This is a genomic window from Micromonospora hortensis, from assembly GCF_022230935.1.
GTDB lineage: Bacteria > Actinomycetota > Actinomycetes > Mycobacteriales > Micromonosporaceae > Micromonospora > Micromonospora hortensis.
The window spans coordinates 76,773-93,122 of record NZ_JAKKFE010000040.1 but is presented as its reverse complement, the minus strand read 5'-3'; the positions used below and the strand labels follow the sequence as shown (position 1 = coordinate 93,122).

14 protein-coding genes are annotated in these 16,350 nt (G+C 72.4%); 8 read left to right on the top strand and 6 right to left on the bottom strand.

The genetic code is table 11. The annotated features are described in order from the left end of the window. The first annotated feature begins 28 nt into the window (after positions 1 to 28). From NIE111_RS25430 to NIE111_RS25405, 6 genes are all read left to right on the top strand, one after another. The gene (locus NIE111_RS25430) at positions 29 to 1,393 is read left to right on the top strand and encodes a glutamine synthetase family protein (RefSeq protein ID WP_238686846.1); all 1,365 of its coding nucleotides are present in this window, start codon (positions 29 to 31) and stop codon (positions 1,391 to 1,393) included. Between the two features lie 33 nt (positions 1,394 to 1,426). Then, positions 1,427 to 2,773: an aldehyde dehydrogenase family protein gene (locus NIE111_RS25425; RefSeq protein WP_274531668.1), complete on the top strand. Its 1,347-nt coding sequence runs from the start codon at positions 1,427 to 1,429 to the stop codon at positions 2,771 to 2,773. A gap of 5 nt (positions 2,774 to 2,778) precedes the next feature. Next, positions 2,779 to 3,546 (top strand): 3-oxoacyl-ACP reductase, encoded by a 768-nt coding sequence (locus NIE111_RS25420; protein ID WP_238686844.1) that lies wholly within the window; start codon positions 2,779 to 2,781, stop codon positions 3,544 to 3,546. After that, a complete protein-coding gene (locus NIE111_RS25415) occupies positions 3,543 to 4,241 on the top strand; it encodes a gamma-glutamyl-gamma-aminobutyrate hydrolase family protein (RefSeq protein ID WP_238686843.1) in 699 nt (232 codons plus the stop codon). The genes NIE111_RS25420 and NIE111_RS25415 overlap by 4 nt, the downstream gene beginning before the upstream one ends. A gap of 47 nt (positions 4,242 to 4,288) precedes the next feature. Continuing rightward, positions 4,289 to 4,840, top strand: a complete 552-nt coding sequence (locus NIE111_RS25410; protein WP_238686842.1) for a pyridoxamine 5'-phosphate oxidase family protein — start codon at positions 4,289 to 4,291, stop codon at positions 4,838 to 4,840. Between the two features lie 193 nt (positions 4,841 to 5,033). After that, a complete protein-coding gene (locus NIE111_RS25405) occupies positions 5,034 to 8,693 on the top strand; it encodes a SpoIIE family protein phosphatase (protein WP_238686841.1) in 3,660 nt (1,219 codons plus the stop codon). Between the two features lie 25 nt (positions 8,694 to 8,718). Here the strand turns inward: NIE111_RS25405 and NIE111_RS25400 are convergent, their stop codons facing one another. Further along, complete coding sequence (locus tag NIE111_RS25400) at positions 8,719 to 9,033, bottom strand: STAS domain-containing protein (protein ID WP_238686840.1); 315 nt, start codon at positions 9,031 to 9,033, stop codon at positions 8,719 to 8,721. A 95-nt stretch (positions 9,034 to 9,128) separates the two neighbouring features. Here NIE111_RS25400 and map point away from each other — a divergent pair, with 95 nt between their 5' ends. Both map and NIE111_RS25390 read left to right on the top strand, forming a co-directional pair. After that, on the top strand, positions 9,129 to 9,986 hold the full coding sequence (gene map / locus NIE111_RS25395) for a type I methionyl aminopeptidase (protein ID WP_112586528.1): 858 nt from the start codon (positions 9,129 to 9,131) through the stop codon (positions 9,984 to 9,986). Positions 9,987 to 10,041: 55 nt separating this feature from the next. After that, positions 10,042 to 10,755 carry a VIT1/CCC1 transporter family protein gene (locus NIE111_RS25390; RefSeq protein WP_210784715.1) on the top strand — a complete coding sequence of 238 codons (714 nt, stop codon included), beginning with the start codon at positions 10,042 to 10,044 and terminating at the stop codon, positions 10,753 to 10,755. A 6-nt stretch (positions 10,756 to 10,761) separates the two neighbouring features. Here the strand turns inward: NIE111_RS25390 and NIE111_RS25385 are convergent, their stop codons facing one another. The 5 genes from NIE111_RS25385 to NIE111_RS25365 all read right to left on the bottom strand — a co-directional run bounded on the left by NIE111_RS25385 (position 10,762) and on the right by NIE111_RS25365 (position 16,332). Next, positions 10,762 to 11,499 carry a nucleotidyltransferase domain-containing protein gene (locus tag NIE111_RS25385; protein WP_238686839.1) on the bottom strand — a complete coding sequence of 246 codons (738 nt, stop codon included), beginning with the start codon at positions 11,497 to 11,499 and terminating at the stop codon, positions 10,762 to 10,764. A 151-nt stretch (positions 11,500 to 11,650) separates the two neighbouring features. Further along, complete coding sequence (locus NIE111_RS25380; RefSeq protein WP_238686838.1) at positions 11,651 to 12,151, bottom strand: nitroreductase/quinone reductase family protein; 501 nt, start codon at positions 12,149 to 12,151, stop codon at positions 11,651 to 11,653. Between the two features lie 73 nt (positions 12,152 to 12,224). After that, positions 12,225 to 15,002: an FtsX-like permease family protein gene (locus NIE111_RS25375; protein ID WP_238686837.1), complete on the bottom strand. Its 2,778-nt coding sequence runs from the start codon at positions 15,000 to 15,002 to the stop codon at positions 12,225 to 12,227. Then, positions 14,999 to 15,733 carry an ABC transporter ATP-binding protein gene (locus tag NIE111_RS25370; protein ID WP_238686836.1) on the bottom strand — a complete coding sequence of 245 codons (735 nt, stop codon included), beginning with the start codon at positions 15,731 to 15,733 and terminating at the stop codon, positions 14,999 to 15,001. Before NIE111_RS25370 ends, NIE111_RS25375 begins: the two co-directional genes overlap by 4 nt. Further along, positions 15,730 to 16,332, bottom strand: a complete 603-nt coding sequence (locus NIE111_RS25365; protein WP_238686835.1) for a PadR family transcriptional regulator — start codon at positions 16,330 to 16,332, stop codon at positions 15,730 to 15,732. The genes NIE111_RS25370 and NIE111_RS25365 overlap by 4 nt, the downstream gene beginning before the upstream one ends. Positions 16,333 to 16,350: the final 18 nt, after the last annotated feature.

Below are 16,350 nucleotides of genomic sequence, written 5' to 3'. Positions count from 1 at the left end.
AGTAGACCTTGGTGATGGAGGCCCGCGAATGAGGAAAGCTCCGCTCACGCTGGAACAACTGCGGGTCGCCGTGACCGAGGGCGAGATCGACACCGTGGTGCTGGCCCTCGTCGACATGCAGGGCCGGTTGCAGGGCAAGCGGTTCCACGCGCCCTTCTTCCTCGACCAGGTGGTGACAAACGGCAGCGAGGGCTGCAACTACCTGCTCGCCGTGGACGTCGACATGAACACCGTCGACGGATACGCGATGTCGAGTTGGGAACGCGGCTACGGCGACTTCGCGATGGTGCCGGACTTCGCCACGTTGCGCCGGGTGCCCTGGCAGCCCGGGTCAGCCCTGCTGCTGGCCGACCTGACCTGGCTCGACGGGTCCGGTGACGTGGTCGCCTCGCCCCGGCAGATCCTGCGCCGGCAGCTGGACCGGCTGGCCGAGCACGGGCTGACCGCGTACGCCGGCACCGAGTTGGAGTTCGTGCTGTTCCGCGACTCGTACGAGGACGCCTGGCAGCGTGGCTACCGCGACCTCACCCCGGCCAACCAGTACAACGTCGACTACTCGCTGCTCGGCACCGCCCGGGTGGAGCCGCTGCTGCGCCGCATCCGCGTCGAGATGGCCGCCGCGGGGCTCACCCCGGAGAGCGCCAAGGGCGAGTGCAACCTCGGGCAGCACGAGATCGCGTTCCGGTACGACGAGGCGGTGGCCTGCGCCGACCACCACGTGATCTACAAGAACGGCGCCAAGGAGATCGCCGCCCAGGAGGGGATGGCGATCACCTTCATGGCCAAGCCGAACGAGCGGGAGGGCAACTCCTGCCACATCCACTTTTCGCTTCGGGACTCCTCCGGCTCGTCGGCGATGCTCGGTGACGGACCGGCGCACCTGTCGCAGACCGGGCAGCGGGTGCTCGCCGGGCTGCTGGCCACCATGCGGGAGTTCAGCCTGCTCTTCGCCCCGAACATCAACTCCTACAAGCGCTACCAGCCGGGGTCGTTCGCCCCGACGGCGCTGCGCTGGGGTGTCGACAACCGCACCTGCGCGCTGCGGGTGGTCGGGCACGGGCAGGGCATGCGCGTGGAGAACCGGGTCCCCGGCGCTGACGTCAACCCGTACCTGGCGATCGCCGGGCTGGTCGCCGGGGCGCTGCACGGCATCGACGGCGAGCTGGAGTTGGGCGCGGAGTGCACCGGTAACGCGTACGACGACCCGGAGGCCGAGCGGGTCCCCGGCACCCTGCGCGACGCCCTGGCCCTCTGGGAGGACTCCACTGTGGCCCGGGAGGCGTTCGGCCCTGAGGTGGTGGCCCACTACGCCAACCAGGCGAGGGTCGAGCTGGCCGCTTTCGACGCCGCGGTGACGGACTGGGAGCTGACCCGTGGCTTCGAACGCCTCTGACCAGGTGAGGATGGGGGTGGCGGTGTGACGGTATTGGTGGACCCGGCTCGCGGGGTCGGGTTTCGGGAGGTTGCCGCGGCCTCGGTGGACGAGGTTGACGCGGCCATCTCGCGGGCGGCTGCCACATTCGAGACCTGGCGTCTCGTGGGGGCGGGGGACCGGGCTCGGTTGCTGCGGCGGTTCGCCGCGGTGGTCGACGCGCATCTGGACGAGTTGGCAGCGCTGGAGGTGCGCAACTCGGGGCACACCGTCGGCAACGCCCGGTGGGAGGCGGGCAACGTCCGCGACGTCCTGGACTACTACGCCGGCGCGCCCGAGCGGTTGACCGGGCGGCAGATCCCGGTGCCCGGCGGCCTGGACGTCACCTTCCACGAGCCACTCGGTGTGGTTGGCGTGATCGTGCCCTGGAACTTCCCGATGCCGATCGCCGCCTGGGGCTTCGTCCCGGCGCTCGCCGCCGGCAACACGGTGGTGCTCAAGCCCGCCGAACTGACCCCACTCACCGCCCTGCGCCTTGCCGAGTTGGCCCGCGAGGCCGGCCTGCCGGACGGCGTCTTCACCGTCATCCCGGGCGAGGGCTCGGTGGTGGGGGAGCGGTTCGTCACCCACCCGGCGGTCCGCAAGATCTGCTTCACCGGCTCCACCGAGGTCGGCACCCGGATCATGGCCGGCTGCGCCGTGCAGGTGAAGCGACTCACCCTGGAGTTGGGTGGCAAGAGCGCGAACATCGTGTTCGCCGACGCCGACCTGGAGCGCGCCGCCGCGACCGCGCCGGGCGCGGTCTTCGACAACGCCGGCCAGGACTGCTGCGCACGGTCGCGGATCCTGGTCCAGCGTCCGGTGTACGACCGGTTCCTGGAACTGCTCGAACCGGCGGTACGCGCGGTGCGCGTCGAGGACCCGTCCCGCGACACCGCCGAGATGGGCCCGCTGATCTCCGCCGCCCAACGGGAGCGGGTAGCCGGCTACCTCGCCGGGGCGACCGTCGCCTTCACCGGCTCCTGCCCCGACGGCCCCGGGTTCTGGCACGCGCCCACCGTGCTGCTGGCCGAATCGCCGGCCGACCGGCACTGGCGGGAGGAGATCTTCGGCCCGGTGGTCTCGGTGCTGCCGTTCGACGACGAGGCGGACGCGGTCCGGCTCGCCAACGACACCGAGTACGGCCTCTCCGGCTCGATCTGGACCCGGGACGTGGGTCGGGCCCTGCGCCTGGCCCGCGCCGTCGACTCGGGCAACCTCAGCGTCAACTCGCACTCCTCGGTGCGCTACTGGACCCCGTTCGGCGGGATGAAGCGCTCCGGGCTCGGCCGCGAGCTGGGCCCGGACGCGTTGCACTCCTTCACGGACGTCAAGAACGTGTTCATCGCGACGGAGGAGTGACGCCAGTGCAGGGTCGGTTGCAGGACCGGGTGGCAGTGGTCACCGGAGCGGGCAGTGGCATCGGGTTGGCCACCGTGCGGCGGTTCGCCGCCGAGGGGGCCCGGGTGGTCTGCGTGGACATCGACGCGGCGGCCGGCACGAAGGCCGCCGAGGAGTGCGGCGGCGAGTTCGTGGCCACCGACGTGGCCGACGAGTCGGCGGTACGCGACCTGTTCGACGGGGTTGCCGACCGGCACGGCCGGGTGGACGTCGCGTTCAACAACGCCGGCATCTCACCACCGGACGACGACTCCATCCTCGACACCGGCCTGGACGCGTGGGAGCGGGTGTTGCGGGTCAACACCACGAGCGTCTACCTGTGCTGCAAGTACGCGATTCCGCACATGCGTCGGCAGGGCAAGGGCTCGATCATCAACACCGCCTCGTTCGTGGCGTTGATGGGTGCGGCCACGTCGCAGATCGCGTACACCGCGAGCAAGGGCGGGGTGCTGGCGATGACAAGGGAGTTGGGTGTGCAGTTCGCCCGTGAGGGCATCCGGGTCAACGCCCTCTGCCCCGGCCCGGTGGCCACCCCGTTGCTGCTGGAGCTCTTCGCCGCCGACCCGGAGCGGGCCGCCCGTCGGCTGGTGCACGTGCCGATGGGTCGCTTCGGGCAACCGGAGGAGATCGCCGCCGCGGTGGCGTTCCTGGCCAGCGACGACGCCTCGTTCATGACCGCCGCGCAGTTCGTGGTCGACGGCGGCATCACTGGCGCCTACGTCACTCCTCTATGAGGAGGAGGCCGCTGATCGGGGTCAGCGCGTACGTCGAACCCGCCGACTGGGCGGTCTGGCGGGGTGTGCGGGCGGTGCTGGTGCCGGAGGCGTACTCGCGGGCGGTGACGGCAGCGGGTGGCCGGGCGGTGGTCCTGCCTCCGGACGACGTGGACGCGGACGTGGTGGCCGTCCTCGACGGGTTGCTGTTGGCAGGTGGCGCGGACGTCGGCCCGGAGCGGTACGGCCAGCCACCCGACCCCCGTACCGAGGACCGGCCGGACCGGGACGCCGGCGAGTTGACGTTGTTGGCCGCCGCGCTCGCCGCCGAGGTGCCGGTGCTGGGCGTGTGTCGGGGCATGCAGTTGCTGGCTGTCGCGTACGGCGGCACGTTGCACCAGCACCTGCCCGACGTGGTGGGTCACGAGGCGCACCGCCCCGCGCCCGGGGTGTACGGGGCGCACGCTGTGCGGTTCACACCGGGCAGCCTGGCCGCCACGGTGCTGGCCGGGGTCGACCAGGTCAACTCGTACCACCACCAGGCGGTCGCCGATCCGGGCCGGCTCACGGTGACCGGTTGGGCGGGGGACGGCGTGGTCGAGGCGGTGGAGGATCCGGCCCTGCCGTTCGTGCTCGGGGTGCAGTGGCATCCGGAGAACGAGTCGGATCCCGCCCCGATCACGGCGTTGGTGCAGGCCGCCGGCCGGCGGGTGTGACGGGGATCGCCCCCGCCCGTCGACGGCACCGGTGGGAGGATCGGCGCATGGGCAAGGTTTATCCGGAGGTCGATGCTCGACTGCGTGACTTCATAGTGGCCCAGCCACTCTTCTTCGTGGCGACCGCCCCGTCCGGGGTCGAGGGGCACGTCAACGTGTCACCGAAGGGCATGCGGGGCACCTTCGTGATCCTTGGCCCGCACCGGGTGGCCTACCTCGACTATCACGGCAGTGGGGCGGAGACCATCGCCCACCTGCGGGACAACGGCCGGATCACGCTGATGTTCTGCGCCTTCGACGGCCCGCCGAAGATCGTCCGGTTGCACGGTCGGGGCAGCAGCGTCGCGGTCACCGAGGACGCCTTCGCCGATCGGCTCGCCGAGTTTCCCGCGCCTCCGGACGTGCACGCCGTGCGGGCGGTCATCACTGTCGAGGTGGAGCGGGTCAGTGACTCCTGCGGATACGCGGTGCCACTGATGGACTTCCGGGCCGAACGTGATCTGTTACTCACCTCACACTCCCGCCGCAGCGCCGATGATCTGGTCACCTACCGGGCCACCAAGAACGCGGCAAGCATTGACGGGCTGCCGGTCTTCTGACTCGTCAGAGCGTTCCGGCCACCGCCGTTCGACGCCTCCGTCCACCCGCACTGTCCGGTGCCCGACCGCTCACGCGTACGTAACCAGCGTCCATCTGTCGTGATGCGTTACGTTGCTGGTCCGCTGGGGTACAAGTCGGAGCACGGCGGGTGAAGATCAACGGTCGAGGGGTACGGCCGGAGCGGGAGGCTGCATGAGCTCGGCCCAGGGGGGCGCGGACATCGGGCATCCCGCCCTGTCCGGTCGCGAGACCCCGCCGATGCTGGCGGCCGCGTTCGCGGCCGGCGGTGAGATGGGCGAGCGACTGGCCTCCTTCGACTGGTCCTCCGGCCCGCTGGGTGAGCCCCATCAATGGCCCCCGGCGCTCTCCAACGCGGTCGGCATGATGCTCGCTTCCAGCGCGCCGATCGTCATGTTCTGGGGCGACGAGCAGTTGGCCTTCTACAACGACGCCTACCGGCCGACCATCGGCGGCAAACACCCGGACGTGATCGGCCAACCGGCCCCCACGAACTGGGCCGAGACCTGGGCGGTGCTCGGCCCGCTGCTCGACAGCGTCCGGAGCACCGGCCGCTCCTATCGGGGCGAGGACCATCCCTTTCTGCTGGACCGTTACGGCTTCGTCGAGCAGACGTACTTCAACGTCTCGTACGACCCGATCCGGGGGGACGACGGCGCGGTCAGTGGCGTCTACTGCATCGTCAGCGAGACCACCGGGCGGGTGCTCGGCGAGCGTCGGCTGCGAGCGTTGTCCGAGCTGGGTGCCGAGCTGAGCGACATCGGCAGCGCCACGGAACTGGGTCGGACCGCCGCCGGGGTGCTCGGCCGGCACCGGCCCGACGTGCCGTTCGCCCTGATCTATCTGGCTGACGACAACGACCAGCTCACCCTGGCCGGCTGCACCGGTACCACCCCGCCCGCCGCCGATGTCACAGCACGGCTGGTGGCCCGGCTGACCGACGATGACGCGCCCGCCACGATCGAGGTGGCCGCTCTGCTCGACGCGTCGCCTGTCGACGCCGCCGACCACGCCCTCGTGCTGCCGCTCACGGCGAGCAACCAGACGGTCGGCGCGCTGGTCGTCGGCGTGGCCCGTCAGCTGCCGCTCAGCGACGACTACCGCGACTTCCTCGGCCTGGTCGCCGCCCAGATCTCCCGGGCGGTCGGCACCCAGCGGGCGTACGAGCAGGAACGGGCCCGCGCCGCCGAGTTGGCCGCGCTGGACCGGGCGAAGACCAACTTCTTCGCCAACGTCAGCCACGAGTTCCGTACCCCGCTGACCCTGGTGCTCGGCCCGCTGGAGGACATGCTGGCCGACCCGGAGCTGCCCGCCACCGAAACCGACCGGCTCACCATGATGCACCGCAACGCGCTGCGCCTGCTCAAGCTGGTCAACACCGTCCTGGACTTCTCCCGACTGGAGTCCGGTCGGCTCGCCGCCCGATACCAGCCCACCGACCTCGCCGGTTACACCGCCCGCCTGGCCAGCACCTTCCGCTCGGCCACCGACCGGGCCGGCTTGCGACTGGTGGTGGACTGCCCACCGCTGCCGACGCCGGTCTTCGTCGACCGGGACATGTGGGAGAAGATCGTCCTCAACCTGGTGTCGAACGCGGTCAAGTTCACCTTCGACGGCGAGATCCGGGTGCGGATCCGGGCCGTCGAGGGCGCGGCCCGGCTGGAGGTAACGGACACCGGCGTCGGCATCGTGCCGGACGAGCTGCCGCACGTCTTCGAACGGTTCCACCGGGTGCCCGGGGTGCGGGCACGCACCCACGAGGGCACCGGCATCGGCCTCGCGCTGGTCCGGGAACTTGTCGAGATGCACGGCGGTGGGGTCGGGGTGACCAGCACTGTCGACGTGGGCAGCACCTTCACTGTGACCGTCCCGTTCGGCTCGGCGCACCTGCCGGCGGACCGGGTGGCGGCGTTCGACCCGCTGCCCGTGGGTGAGCCCGAGCAGGCCCGGCTCTTCGTTGCGGAGACCGCGCTGTGGGCCGGCGTCGCGTCGACACCCGAGCTGGACCGGCAGCCGGTGAAGGGCACCTCGGCTGGCCGGATCCTGGTCGTCGACGACAACGCCGACCTGCAGGAGCACGTCAGTCGGCTGCTCTCCCCGACCTGGGACGTGGTCACCGCGAACGACGGGCTCGATGCCCTGCCGCTGGCCCGCGAGGGCGGATTCGACCTGGTGCTCACCGACGTGATGATGCCGCGGCTGGACGGGTTCGGGCTGGTGAGCGCGCTGCGCGCGGACTCGCGTACCCGGCATGTGCCGATCGTGCTGCTCTCCGCCCGCGCCGGCTCCGCGGAGGCCGTTGCCGGGCTCGCCGTCGGCGCCGACGACTACCTCACCAAGCCGTTCTCCGCGCAGGAGTTGATCGCCCGGGTCCGGGCCAACGTCGAGCTGGGCCAGCTGCGCGGGCAGATCATCCGCCGGCTCCGGGCGCTGGCCGACGCGGCGGTGGCGGTGAACACCGCCCGATCCACCGCCGACGTGCTCCAGGTCGCCGCCCGGCACGCGTTGACTCTCGCCGAGGCCGCTCGGGTGGTGGTCACCGCGGCCGAGACGCGCTTCGAGGCGGATGGCGGCGGCACCACCGCCGCCGACCCGTCCTTCGTGGCCGAGCTGACCGGCACGACCGGGAAGCAGCTCGGTGAGCTGCAGGTCTGGCGGGCGGCCGGCGACGAGGCGCAGGCCGACGACGCCGCGTTGACCCAGTTGGCCCGGCTCGTCGGGGTGCGACTGGAGAACGCCCAGCTCTACGAAGCCGAACACCGCATCGCCACCACGCTGCAGCACAGCCTGCTGCCCCGGTCGCTGCCCCAACTGCCCGGCGCGGTGGTGGCCAGCCGTTACCTGCCCGGCAGCGCCGACGTCGAGGTCGGCGGCGACTGGTACGACGCCATCGCGTTGAACGGCGATGAGCTGGTGCTGGTCATCGGCGACGTGGTCGGTAAGGGCGTCCGGGCCGCCGCGGCGATGGGGCAGCTGCGCAACGCGCTGCGGGCGTACGTGCTGGAGGGCTTCGATCCGGGTGAATCGCTGACCCGGCTCAACCGGCTGGTCGGCTCCACCGAGGGCCGCTCCTTCGCGACAGTGGTCTGTCTGCTGTTCAACCCCCGCACCGGTCGGCTGCGGTACGCGAGCGCCGGTCACCCGTCCCCACTGTTGATCACGGGAGGCGACGTGGCGTTCCTGCACGACCGGGCGCTCGGTCCACCGGTCGGCGCCCTCCCCAACGCGACGTACGAGTCGGTCGTGGGCGAGTTGCCGGCCGGCACTCGACTGCTGCTCTACACCGACGGGCTGATCGAGGACCGTCAGATCGGCATCGATGCCTCACTGGCCCAGCTGCGCATCGACGCGGCCACCCCGAGTGAGCACGTGGTGGACCTGATCGACGCCGTCGTGGAGCGGGTCACCGGACGGCCGCGCCGCGACGACGTGGCGGTGCTCGCCCTGGAGGCGGCAGAACTGAACCGCTTCGCGCTGCGGCTACCGGCGGACCCGACCCGGCTCAGCGTGCTCCGGAAGCGGCTGGAGGACTTCCTGGTCGCGCACTCCGTCGGCGAGACCGACCTGTTCGACCTGACGGTCGCCGTCTCCGAGGCCGCCGCCAACGCCATCGAACACCCGGTCCACCCGGCCGAGGCCATGATCAGTGTGGAGGTGGCCATCGAGGATCGGACGGTGACGGCCACAGTGCGCGACAGCGGGCAGTGGCGGGAGTCGACCGGCTCCGGCTTCCGGGGTCGCGGCCTGGACCTGATCAGGGCGCTGGGCGAACTGTCGGTGCGGCGTACCGCTGAGGGCACCGAGGTGACGCTGCGCCGGCAGTTGCAGGACTGACCGCGCGCCCGGCGGCGGCCGGCGCCTAGGCCGGGTCGAGCCAGCCCTGCTCGCCGAGGCCGGAGATCTCCAGCACCCGACGGACCTGCCGGGACGGGCGGACGGTGAGTCGCCCCGGAAACTCCTGGGCGAGCCGGACCAGGGCGTGGATGGCGGCCGAGTCGAAGAAGGTGACAGCGCTCAGGTCGAGAGTGATCTTCCCGGCGGGCTCGCGCAGCGCCGTCTGGAGCATCGTGTCCGCTGTCGCCATGTCGACCTCGCCGGCCACCACGACGTGGAGGTGGTCACCGTCGATCTCGGCGCTGGCGGAGAAGACGGGCGGTGCTCCCCCTTGATCCACGCTGACACCATGGCACAGCCACCCTGGCAGGGCAACAACCTCCACCGGGTGGCCGTGGCGCGGGTCACCGGCGGCCCCGGCGATAGGCTTGCGGCATGACCGTCCGTCCGCCGCTGACACCAGGCACGCTCTCCCCGATGCGACCGGTGCCACCCCAGATCGCCCGACCGGAGTACGTGGGCAAGGCGCGTCCGCGGGAGTGGCGTGGCTCGCACGTGCAGACGCCGGAGACCATCGAGAAGATGCGGCTCGCCAGCCGGCTCGCCGCCCAGGCGACCCAGCTCGCCGGCGAGCACTGCAAGCCCGGCGTGACCACCGACGAGATCGACAAGGTGGTGCACGAGTTCCTGTGCGACCACGGCGCGTACCCGTCGACGCTGGGCTACAAGGGCTTCCCGAAGTCCTGCTGCACCAGCCTCAACGAGGTCATCTGCCATGGCATCCCGGACACCACGGTCCTGACCGACGGCGACATCATCAACGTCGACGTGACCGCGTACATCGGTGGGGTGCACGGTGACACCGACGCCACCTTCTGCGTCGGCGAGGTCAGCGAAGAGGCCCGGCTGCTGGTCGAGCGGACCCACGAGGCGATGATGCGCGGCATCCGCGCCGTCGCCCCGGGACGCCAGATCAACGTGGTGGGCCGCGTCATCGAGTCGTACGCCAAGCGGTTCGGCTACGGCGTGGTCCGCGACTTCACCGGCCACGGCATCGGCGAGGCCTTCCACAGCGGCCTCTACGTGCCGCACTACGACAGCCCGCGCCCCACGGACATCATGGAGCCCGGCATGACGTTCACCATCGAGCCGATGATCACCCTCGGCACCTACCAGTACGACATGTGGGACGACGGGTGGACAGTGGTCACCAAGGACCGGAAGTGGACGGCGCAGTTCGAGCACACGATCGTGGTGACCGACGACGGCCACGAGATCCTGACCCTGCCGTGAGCGCGAGGAACGCAGCGAAGCGGAGTCCCGCAGTCGCGAACGAAGGGCAGGCGCCGTGACCGACACCCCGGCGGCGCTACGCGAGGCGCACCACGCGGACGTCTCCGGCGGCTGGCTGCGCCCGGCCGTCTTCGGCGCGATGGACGGCCTGGTCACCAACATCGCCCTGATCGCCGGTGTCGGCGGCGGCGGGGTGTCGCCCCGCAGCATCGTGCTCACCGGCAGCGCCGGCCTCGTCGCCGGTGCCATCTCCATGGGCCTCGGCGAGTACACCAGCGTGCGTTCCGCCAACGAGCAGGTCGCCGCCGAGGTGGCAAAGGAGCGACGGGAACTGGAACGGCACCCCGAGGCGGAGGCCCGGGAGCTGGCCGACGCGTGGGTGGCCCGGGGCCTGCCCCGGGACCTCGCCACCCAGGTCGCCGAGGCGGTGCGGCGCGACCCGGAGGAGGCGCTGCGGGTGCACGTCCGCGAGGAGCTGGGCGTCGACCCCGACGATCAGCCCAGCCCGTGGGCGGCGGCGATCTCGTCGTTCCTGTTCTTCTCGGTCGGCGCGCTGGTCCCGCTGCTGCCGTACCTGCTCGGCGCCACCGAACTGTGGCTGGCGCTCGCCGTCGGTGGGCTCGGGCTGTTCGCCGCCGGTGCCGTGGTGGCCAGGTTCACCCGCCGTCCCTGGTGGACCAGTGGGCTACGCCAGCTGCTGCTGGGCGCCGCTGCGGCCGGCGCCACCTACCTGATCGGCTCGCTGATCGGCGTACCGGGCGGGCTGTGACGCGCCTCAGGTGCTGAGCAGCTCGTCGATCGTGCCGTCGACAGCGCGACCACGGGCCGCCAACTCCTCGGCCTGCCGGGCCAGCACCACACCCACCTCGGTCATGTCCGCGCCGGCCAACCCGGTGCGCCGCACCGCGTCCCCCGGGTCACGGAAGTAGGTGCGACTCAGCAGACCGGTCACCGTGGCCGCCGCCAGCCGGGCCTCACCGAGCATCAGCAGAGCCTGATCGGTCTCGTACCACTCGGCCAGCCGGGCCGCCCGGGAGTGCGCCGCGCTGCCCCTGTACCAGGCCTGGCGGGCCGCGGTGCTGAACTCCGCCGGCCGGGCCCGAGCCAGCCGGCCGAGGTGCTCGTCGCGCAGCGTCCGCAACCAGCCCGTCGGATCGTGCAACGCCTGCGTGGTGACGTACCGGTCGGCGGTCAGCGGCCAGAGCGGGGAGAGTACCCGGGCCTGGGCCAGGTAGTCCTCGGCGGCGGCCACTGTCAGATCGACGAGCACCCCGTCCACCCGGCGGGTCGCCGGCGGTGGGCCGGTCCCGGGTCGATAGGTGACCACCAGCATTCCCGCCTCCCGGTCCCCACCGCCGTCGTCGTCCCCATGCGCCAGAGGCCCATGCACAGCGATCGCGAGCGCATCGGCCGGGAACCGACGTCGAACCGCCTCGGCGACCCGCTCCGCGACCGTCCACCGTCGATCCTCGAGGCCCCGGTCGACACCGGTCTGCTCACTCCTCGCGCTCACGGGACTGCCTTTGTTCGCGGCTGCGGGGCTCGCAACCCCGGCTCACTCCTCGCGCTCACGGGACCGCCTTTGTTCGCGGCTGCGGGGCTCGCAACCCCGGCTCACTCCTCGCGCTCACGGGACCACCTCGCCTTGGCTACCGAGCGTCAGCCTAGCCAGCCGACGGTGGAGCGTCGGGCGCGCCGCGCCCGGTCGGGGCCAGCCGGAAGATGTGGATTTCCCGGCCGCCGGCACGCTGCACGTACGTGTGGTACGCCGGCCACGCGGTGACCAGCAGCCGCCACAACCGGTCCCGTTCGGCGCCGGAGGCCCGTTCGGCCCGCACCGCGACCCGCCGGCCCTTCACGTCCACCTCGGCGGCGGGATCGGCGAGCAGATTCATCGCCCAGCCGGGGTGGTGGGTCTGCCCCCAGTTGGAGCCGATCACCACGTACGCGTCGCCGTCCGGCACGTACAGCAGCGGATTACTGCGGGGCCTGCCGGAGCGGCGGCCCGTCGTGGTGATCAGCAGGGAGGGGAGCAGGCCGAGCGCGACCACCCGGCCCCGGGTGAGTCGACCAACCATCCGATCGGCCGGAACCAGCAGGCGCGCGGTGGCGCCGAACCAGCGATGATGACCGGCGCGACGGACGACATTCCTGAGCACTGACACGCCGGTCAGTCTGCCGGCTGCCCGGCCCCGGCGGCACCCCCGCGCGGTCCCTTTCGGTGGCCCGGCGCATCGGTCAGTCCAGCCGCCGTTCGATAGGCAGTCGGGCCCTGGTGAACAGGCCCGCCCCGAGCATCGCCACCACCGGCACCAGCACCAGGACCCCGAGCGCGGGCCACGGCACCAGAAAGGGGTACGGATCGGATACCGGCCAGTCACTGGCGTACTGCCGGTTGACCGAGACCAGCACGATCGCGGCGGTGCCGAGGCCGGCCACGATGCCGAGCACCGACCCGAGGCCGGCGATGACCCCGGCCTGGCAGATCGCCAGCAGCCGGCGTACCGCTGGGGCCGCGCCGACGGCCGCGAGGGTGGTCAGCTCGGCGCGTCCCTCGGCGGCGGCGAGCGCGGTGGCGATCCCGGCCGCCCCCACGGTGATCAGCCCGGCCGCCGCCGCGAGCAGCAGGAGCAACGGTGAGACGTCGCGTGGGGCACCACCGTTCTCCACGCTCAGCGCGAGCGTCCCGAACGGCCGCAGGACGGCGGCGAACCGTGCCTGTTGCTCCTCGTCGGGCGGGGTCGTGGTGCCGATCACCCAACCGGTCTGAGACCAGCTCAGGTCGAGTTGCCGCGCGGCGGCGGCGGACAGCAGCAGACGGGACTGGCCGGTCGCCCGGGGCAGCGCGTACCCCGGAAGGTCGTGGACGGTGACCGGCCGGTCCGGCCCGGCCTCCACCTCGCTGACCCGGACGGTGACGAGGCCGTCGTGCAGGTAGCGCGGGTCGGTCACCAGCACGCCTCCGGCGCGCAGCACGGCCGTGGCGGCGGCTGTCGTCGCCGGGTCCACGCCGGTGAGCAGGGGGAGTGCGGTCCCGTCGTCGACTCCGGGTTCCACGTAGCCGCCGAAGTAGTCCGCCTCGCTGATCTGGCAGCGGGGATCGGCGCGGGCCTGCTGGCGCTGCTCCGCGGGAAGGTGAACGCCGGGCTGCCAGGGGCAGGCCCGGGTCAGCGGGAGCACCGGTGCGATGTCGCAGTAGCCGGTGCGCCCCGCCCCGCAGCTCGGTGTCTGCACCGGGGCAACAGCGCCGACCCCGAACTGACTGCGGGCCGCGTCGGTGATCTGGGCCAGCGTGGGCTGCCCGGCCGATCCGACCGGGTTGACCATGACATGGCCGGTCGGCAGCGCCGGCCGGTATGCGCGCGCCTCGCGGGCGCCCTCGCTGGCCAGGTATCCGCCGAGGGCGACGCTGCTGGCCACGGCGGCCATCACGGCGCAGATGGCCGGTGCCGCGGCGGCCCGGTTGCGGCTGGCATCGCGCAGAGCGATCCGTGGTGCCAGCGGCAACACCCGGCCGAGGCGGGCGAGCACCCCGAGCAGCGTGGGCGTGCAGCAGACCAGGCCCAACTCGCCGAGGATCAGCCCGGTGAGAACCACCGCCGGGGAAGTCCGGGTGGCCCCGAACGCCGCCAGCCCCGCCCCGCCGACCACCAGCGCCAGTCCGAGAGCCAACCACCGGCCCGGAGACTTCGCCGGGGTACGTCGTCCGGCGAGCCCGGCGCTGACGTCCTGCCGGGCGGCTGTCCAGGCCGGTGCCAGCGCGGCGAGCACCCCGGCCAGCACCGCGACGCCACCGAGCAGGACCAGCGCGCTCGGCCAGCAGCGGTAGCCGCCAAAACGGGCGCTGAAGACGTACTGCTCCATCAGCGGGCGACCCGCGAACGCCGCTCCGACGCCGACCAACAGGCCGGCGGCGGCCCCCAGCACACCCAGCACCACACCGTCGGCCAGCACGACCCGGCGAAGCTGGGCGGCGTCCCCGCCCGCCACCGCCACCAGCGCCAGATCCCGTCGACGGCGACGGACTCCGACGGCGAAGGCCGGCCCGACCAGCAGGACGACCTCCAGCAGCCCGAGGCCGGCGATCAGGACGCCGGTGCTCAGGTCGTTCGGGTTGTCCCCCAAGACCGACCCGAGCCAGGTCCGGTCCGCCCCGGTCGCCGAGCCGATCTGGTACCGCGCCGTGACCACCACCCCACTGGCGTTGAGCCGGGACACCAGCGCCTCGTCGACGGTGCCCGGCACGTCCGCCAGCCAGACTCCGTCCGGCTCCGGGCCGGTCGACGGCACGGCCCCCGGGTGCAGCGCGACCACCGGTCCGAGGTCGTCCGGGAACTCGACCACGCCCACCACTGTGTACGCCCTGCTGCCGTCGGCGGCGGCCACGGCGTGGCCGAGGCGAAGGTCCAGGCGACGCAACGCCCTCGGACTGACAGCGACCTCACCGGGTTGCTGCGGCGCCCGGCCGGCCCGGAACCGCACCAGCCCGCGGGCCAGCGGGTCGGTGAGGTCCAGCACCCGACCGTTCACGACCTCGTCGCGGTGCGGGCCGCGCAGGGTCAGCGGGACGTTCTGACGCACCTCGGTGACCCTGCTGCCCGGCCCGAGCAGCGCCGTCAGCCGGTCCGCTGTGACCTTCCCGGGGGGAGCGCCGTCGCGGGTGTACCAACCCTCGCCCCACTCGTCCTGCCCCACCGGGCCGTTGGCGATCCACTGCAGCTGCGCGTCGGCCACGCCGAGCCGGCGGTCGACGCGTTCCTGTGGGGTCAGCTCGGCCATGTCGTAGCTCGCCGCCAGGAAGGCCAGCGCCGCCACCGGCATGGCGATCATCGCGAGCACCAGGGCGGTCCGACGCCGTGACCGGCGTGACTCCCGCCGGGCGATCCGCAGCGCCGCCCGCCAGGAGCCGGTCAGCTCGGCGAACCGCCGTCGGCCGACCGGGGCAGGTGGCGCGACCGGCCGCTGCGTCGCGGGATCGGCCCGACCGGGGGCCCGCGTCGGACGGCGAACGGTCACCGGTCGCTGCCGGACAGCAGTTGCTCGACACTGCCCAGCGGTGCAGTCGTGTCGACCAGGACGCCGTCGCGGAGGAACACCACCCGGTCGGCCCAGCCGGCGTGCCGTGCCTCGTGGGTGACCAGCACGCCGGCGGCTCCCGCGTCGATCCGGCGGCGCAGCAGGTGCAGCACCGCCTCACCGGTCTGGGAGTCCAATGCCCCGGTGGGTTCGTCGGCGAGGACCAGCCGGCGGTCGCCCACCAGCGCGCGGGCGATGGCCACCCGCTGCTGCTGCCCTCCGGAGAGCTGGTCCGGGAAACGGTCGCCCAACGCGGGTAGCCCCACCTCGGTGAGCGCGGCCATGGCCAGTGCGCGGGCCCGACGCCCGCTGGTCCCGTCGAGTTCCAACGGGAGCGCCACGTTCTCCAGTGCGCTCAGACTGCCCAGCAGGTTGAGCTGCTGGAAGATGTAGCCGATCCGACGGCGGCGCAGCTGGGCCAGCCCGCGGCGGTCCAGGGCCCCCAGCGGCTGCCCCTCGACCCGGACCTCGCCGCCGGTCGGACGGTCCAACCCACCGGCGAGAGCCAGCAGGGTCGATTTTCCGGAGCCGGACGGCCCCATCACGGCGACCAGCTCGCCGGGCCGGACGACCAGGCTGACGCCGCGCAGCGCGTGCACCGCCGCCGGCCCGGCGCCGTGGGTGCGGTGGACGGCGCGTAGCTCCAGCACCGCGTCGTCCGATCCGCTCACCGTCTTGCCTCCTCGCCGGCCCAGCGAGCCGCGTCCCGCGCGTCGGCGTCATCGGGTCGGGACGGGGGAGGCGCCGGGCCGCTGGGTTGGTGCCGGACCAGACTGGTCTCGCAGTGGTCCAGCCAGCGGACCTCTGCCTCGGCCTGGAACACCATCGAGTCCAGCACGAGTCGCCAGGGAAGGTCCTCCGGCCGGTTGCTGCCGTACTTCAACCGGGTCAACTCCTGAAGGGCCCGCATCGTCGCGCTGCGTTGGGCCTGCACCACCGACCGGACGTCGACCCCGGGGGTGGTGAGCGCCAGTGCCAGCTTGATCGCCAGTTCGTCGCGGGGGCGGTCGGTACGGCTGATCGGGGTGGCGAACCACAGCGCCAGGTCCGCCCGGCCGGCGTCGGTGATCTCGTACGGGCGCTGCCCGGCCTCGCTCTCCGGCAGCGGGCGCACCAAACCGTCCCGTTCCAGCCGGGACAACGTGGTGTAGACCTGACCGATGTTCAGTGGCCAGGTCGAGCCGGTCGACTCCTCGAACGCGGCGCGCAGCTGGTAGCCGTACATCTGGCCGCGTTCGAGCAGGGCGAGCAACCCGTGACGGATGGACATGGCAACGGAGTATGCATA

Excerpts from the sequence above, each read along its gene's own strand:
- NIE111_RS25405 (WP_238686841.1), top strand. The coding sequence starts at position 5,034 with ATGAGCTCGGCCCAGGGGGGCGCGGACATCGGGCATCCCGCCCTGTCC.
- NIE111_RS25410 (WP_238686842.1), top strand. The coding sequence starts at position 4,289 with ATGGGCAAGGTTTATCCGGAGGTCGATGCTCGACTGCGTGACTTCATA.
- NIE111_RS25365 (WP_238686835.1), bottom strand. The coding sequence starts at position 16,332 with ATGTCCATCCGTCACGGGTTGCTCGCCCTGCTCGAACGCGGCCAGATG.
- NIE111_RS25415 (WP_238686843.1), top strand. The coding sequence starts at position 3,543 with ATGAGGAGGAGGCCGCTGATCGGGGTCAGCGCGTACGTCGAACCCGCC.
- map (WP_112586528.1), top strand. The coding sequence starts at position 9,129 with ATGACCGTCCGTCCGCCGCTGACACCAGGCACGCTCTCCCCGATGCGA.
- NIE111_RS25430 (WP_238686846.1), top strand. The coding sequence starts at position 29 with ATGAGGAAAGCTCCGCTCACGCTGGAACAACTGCGGGTCGCCGTGACC.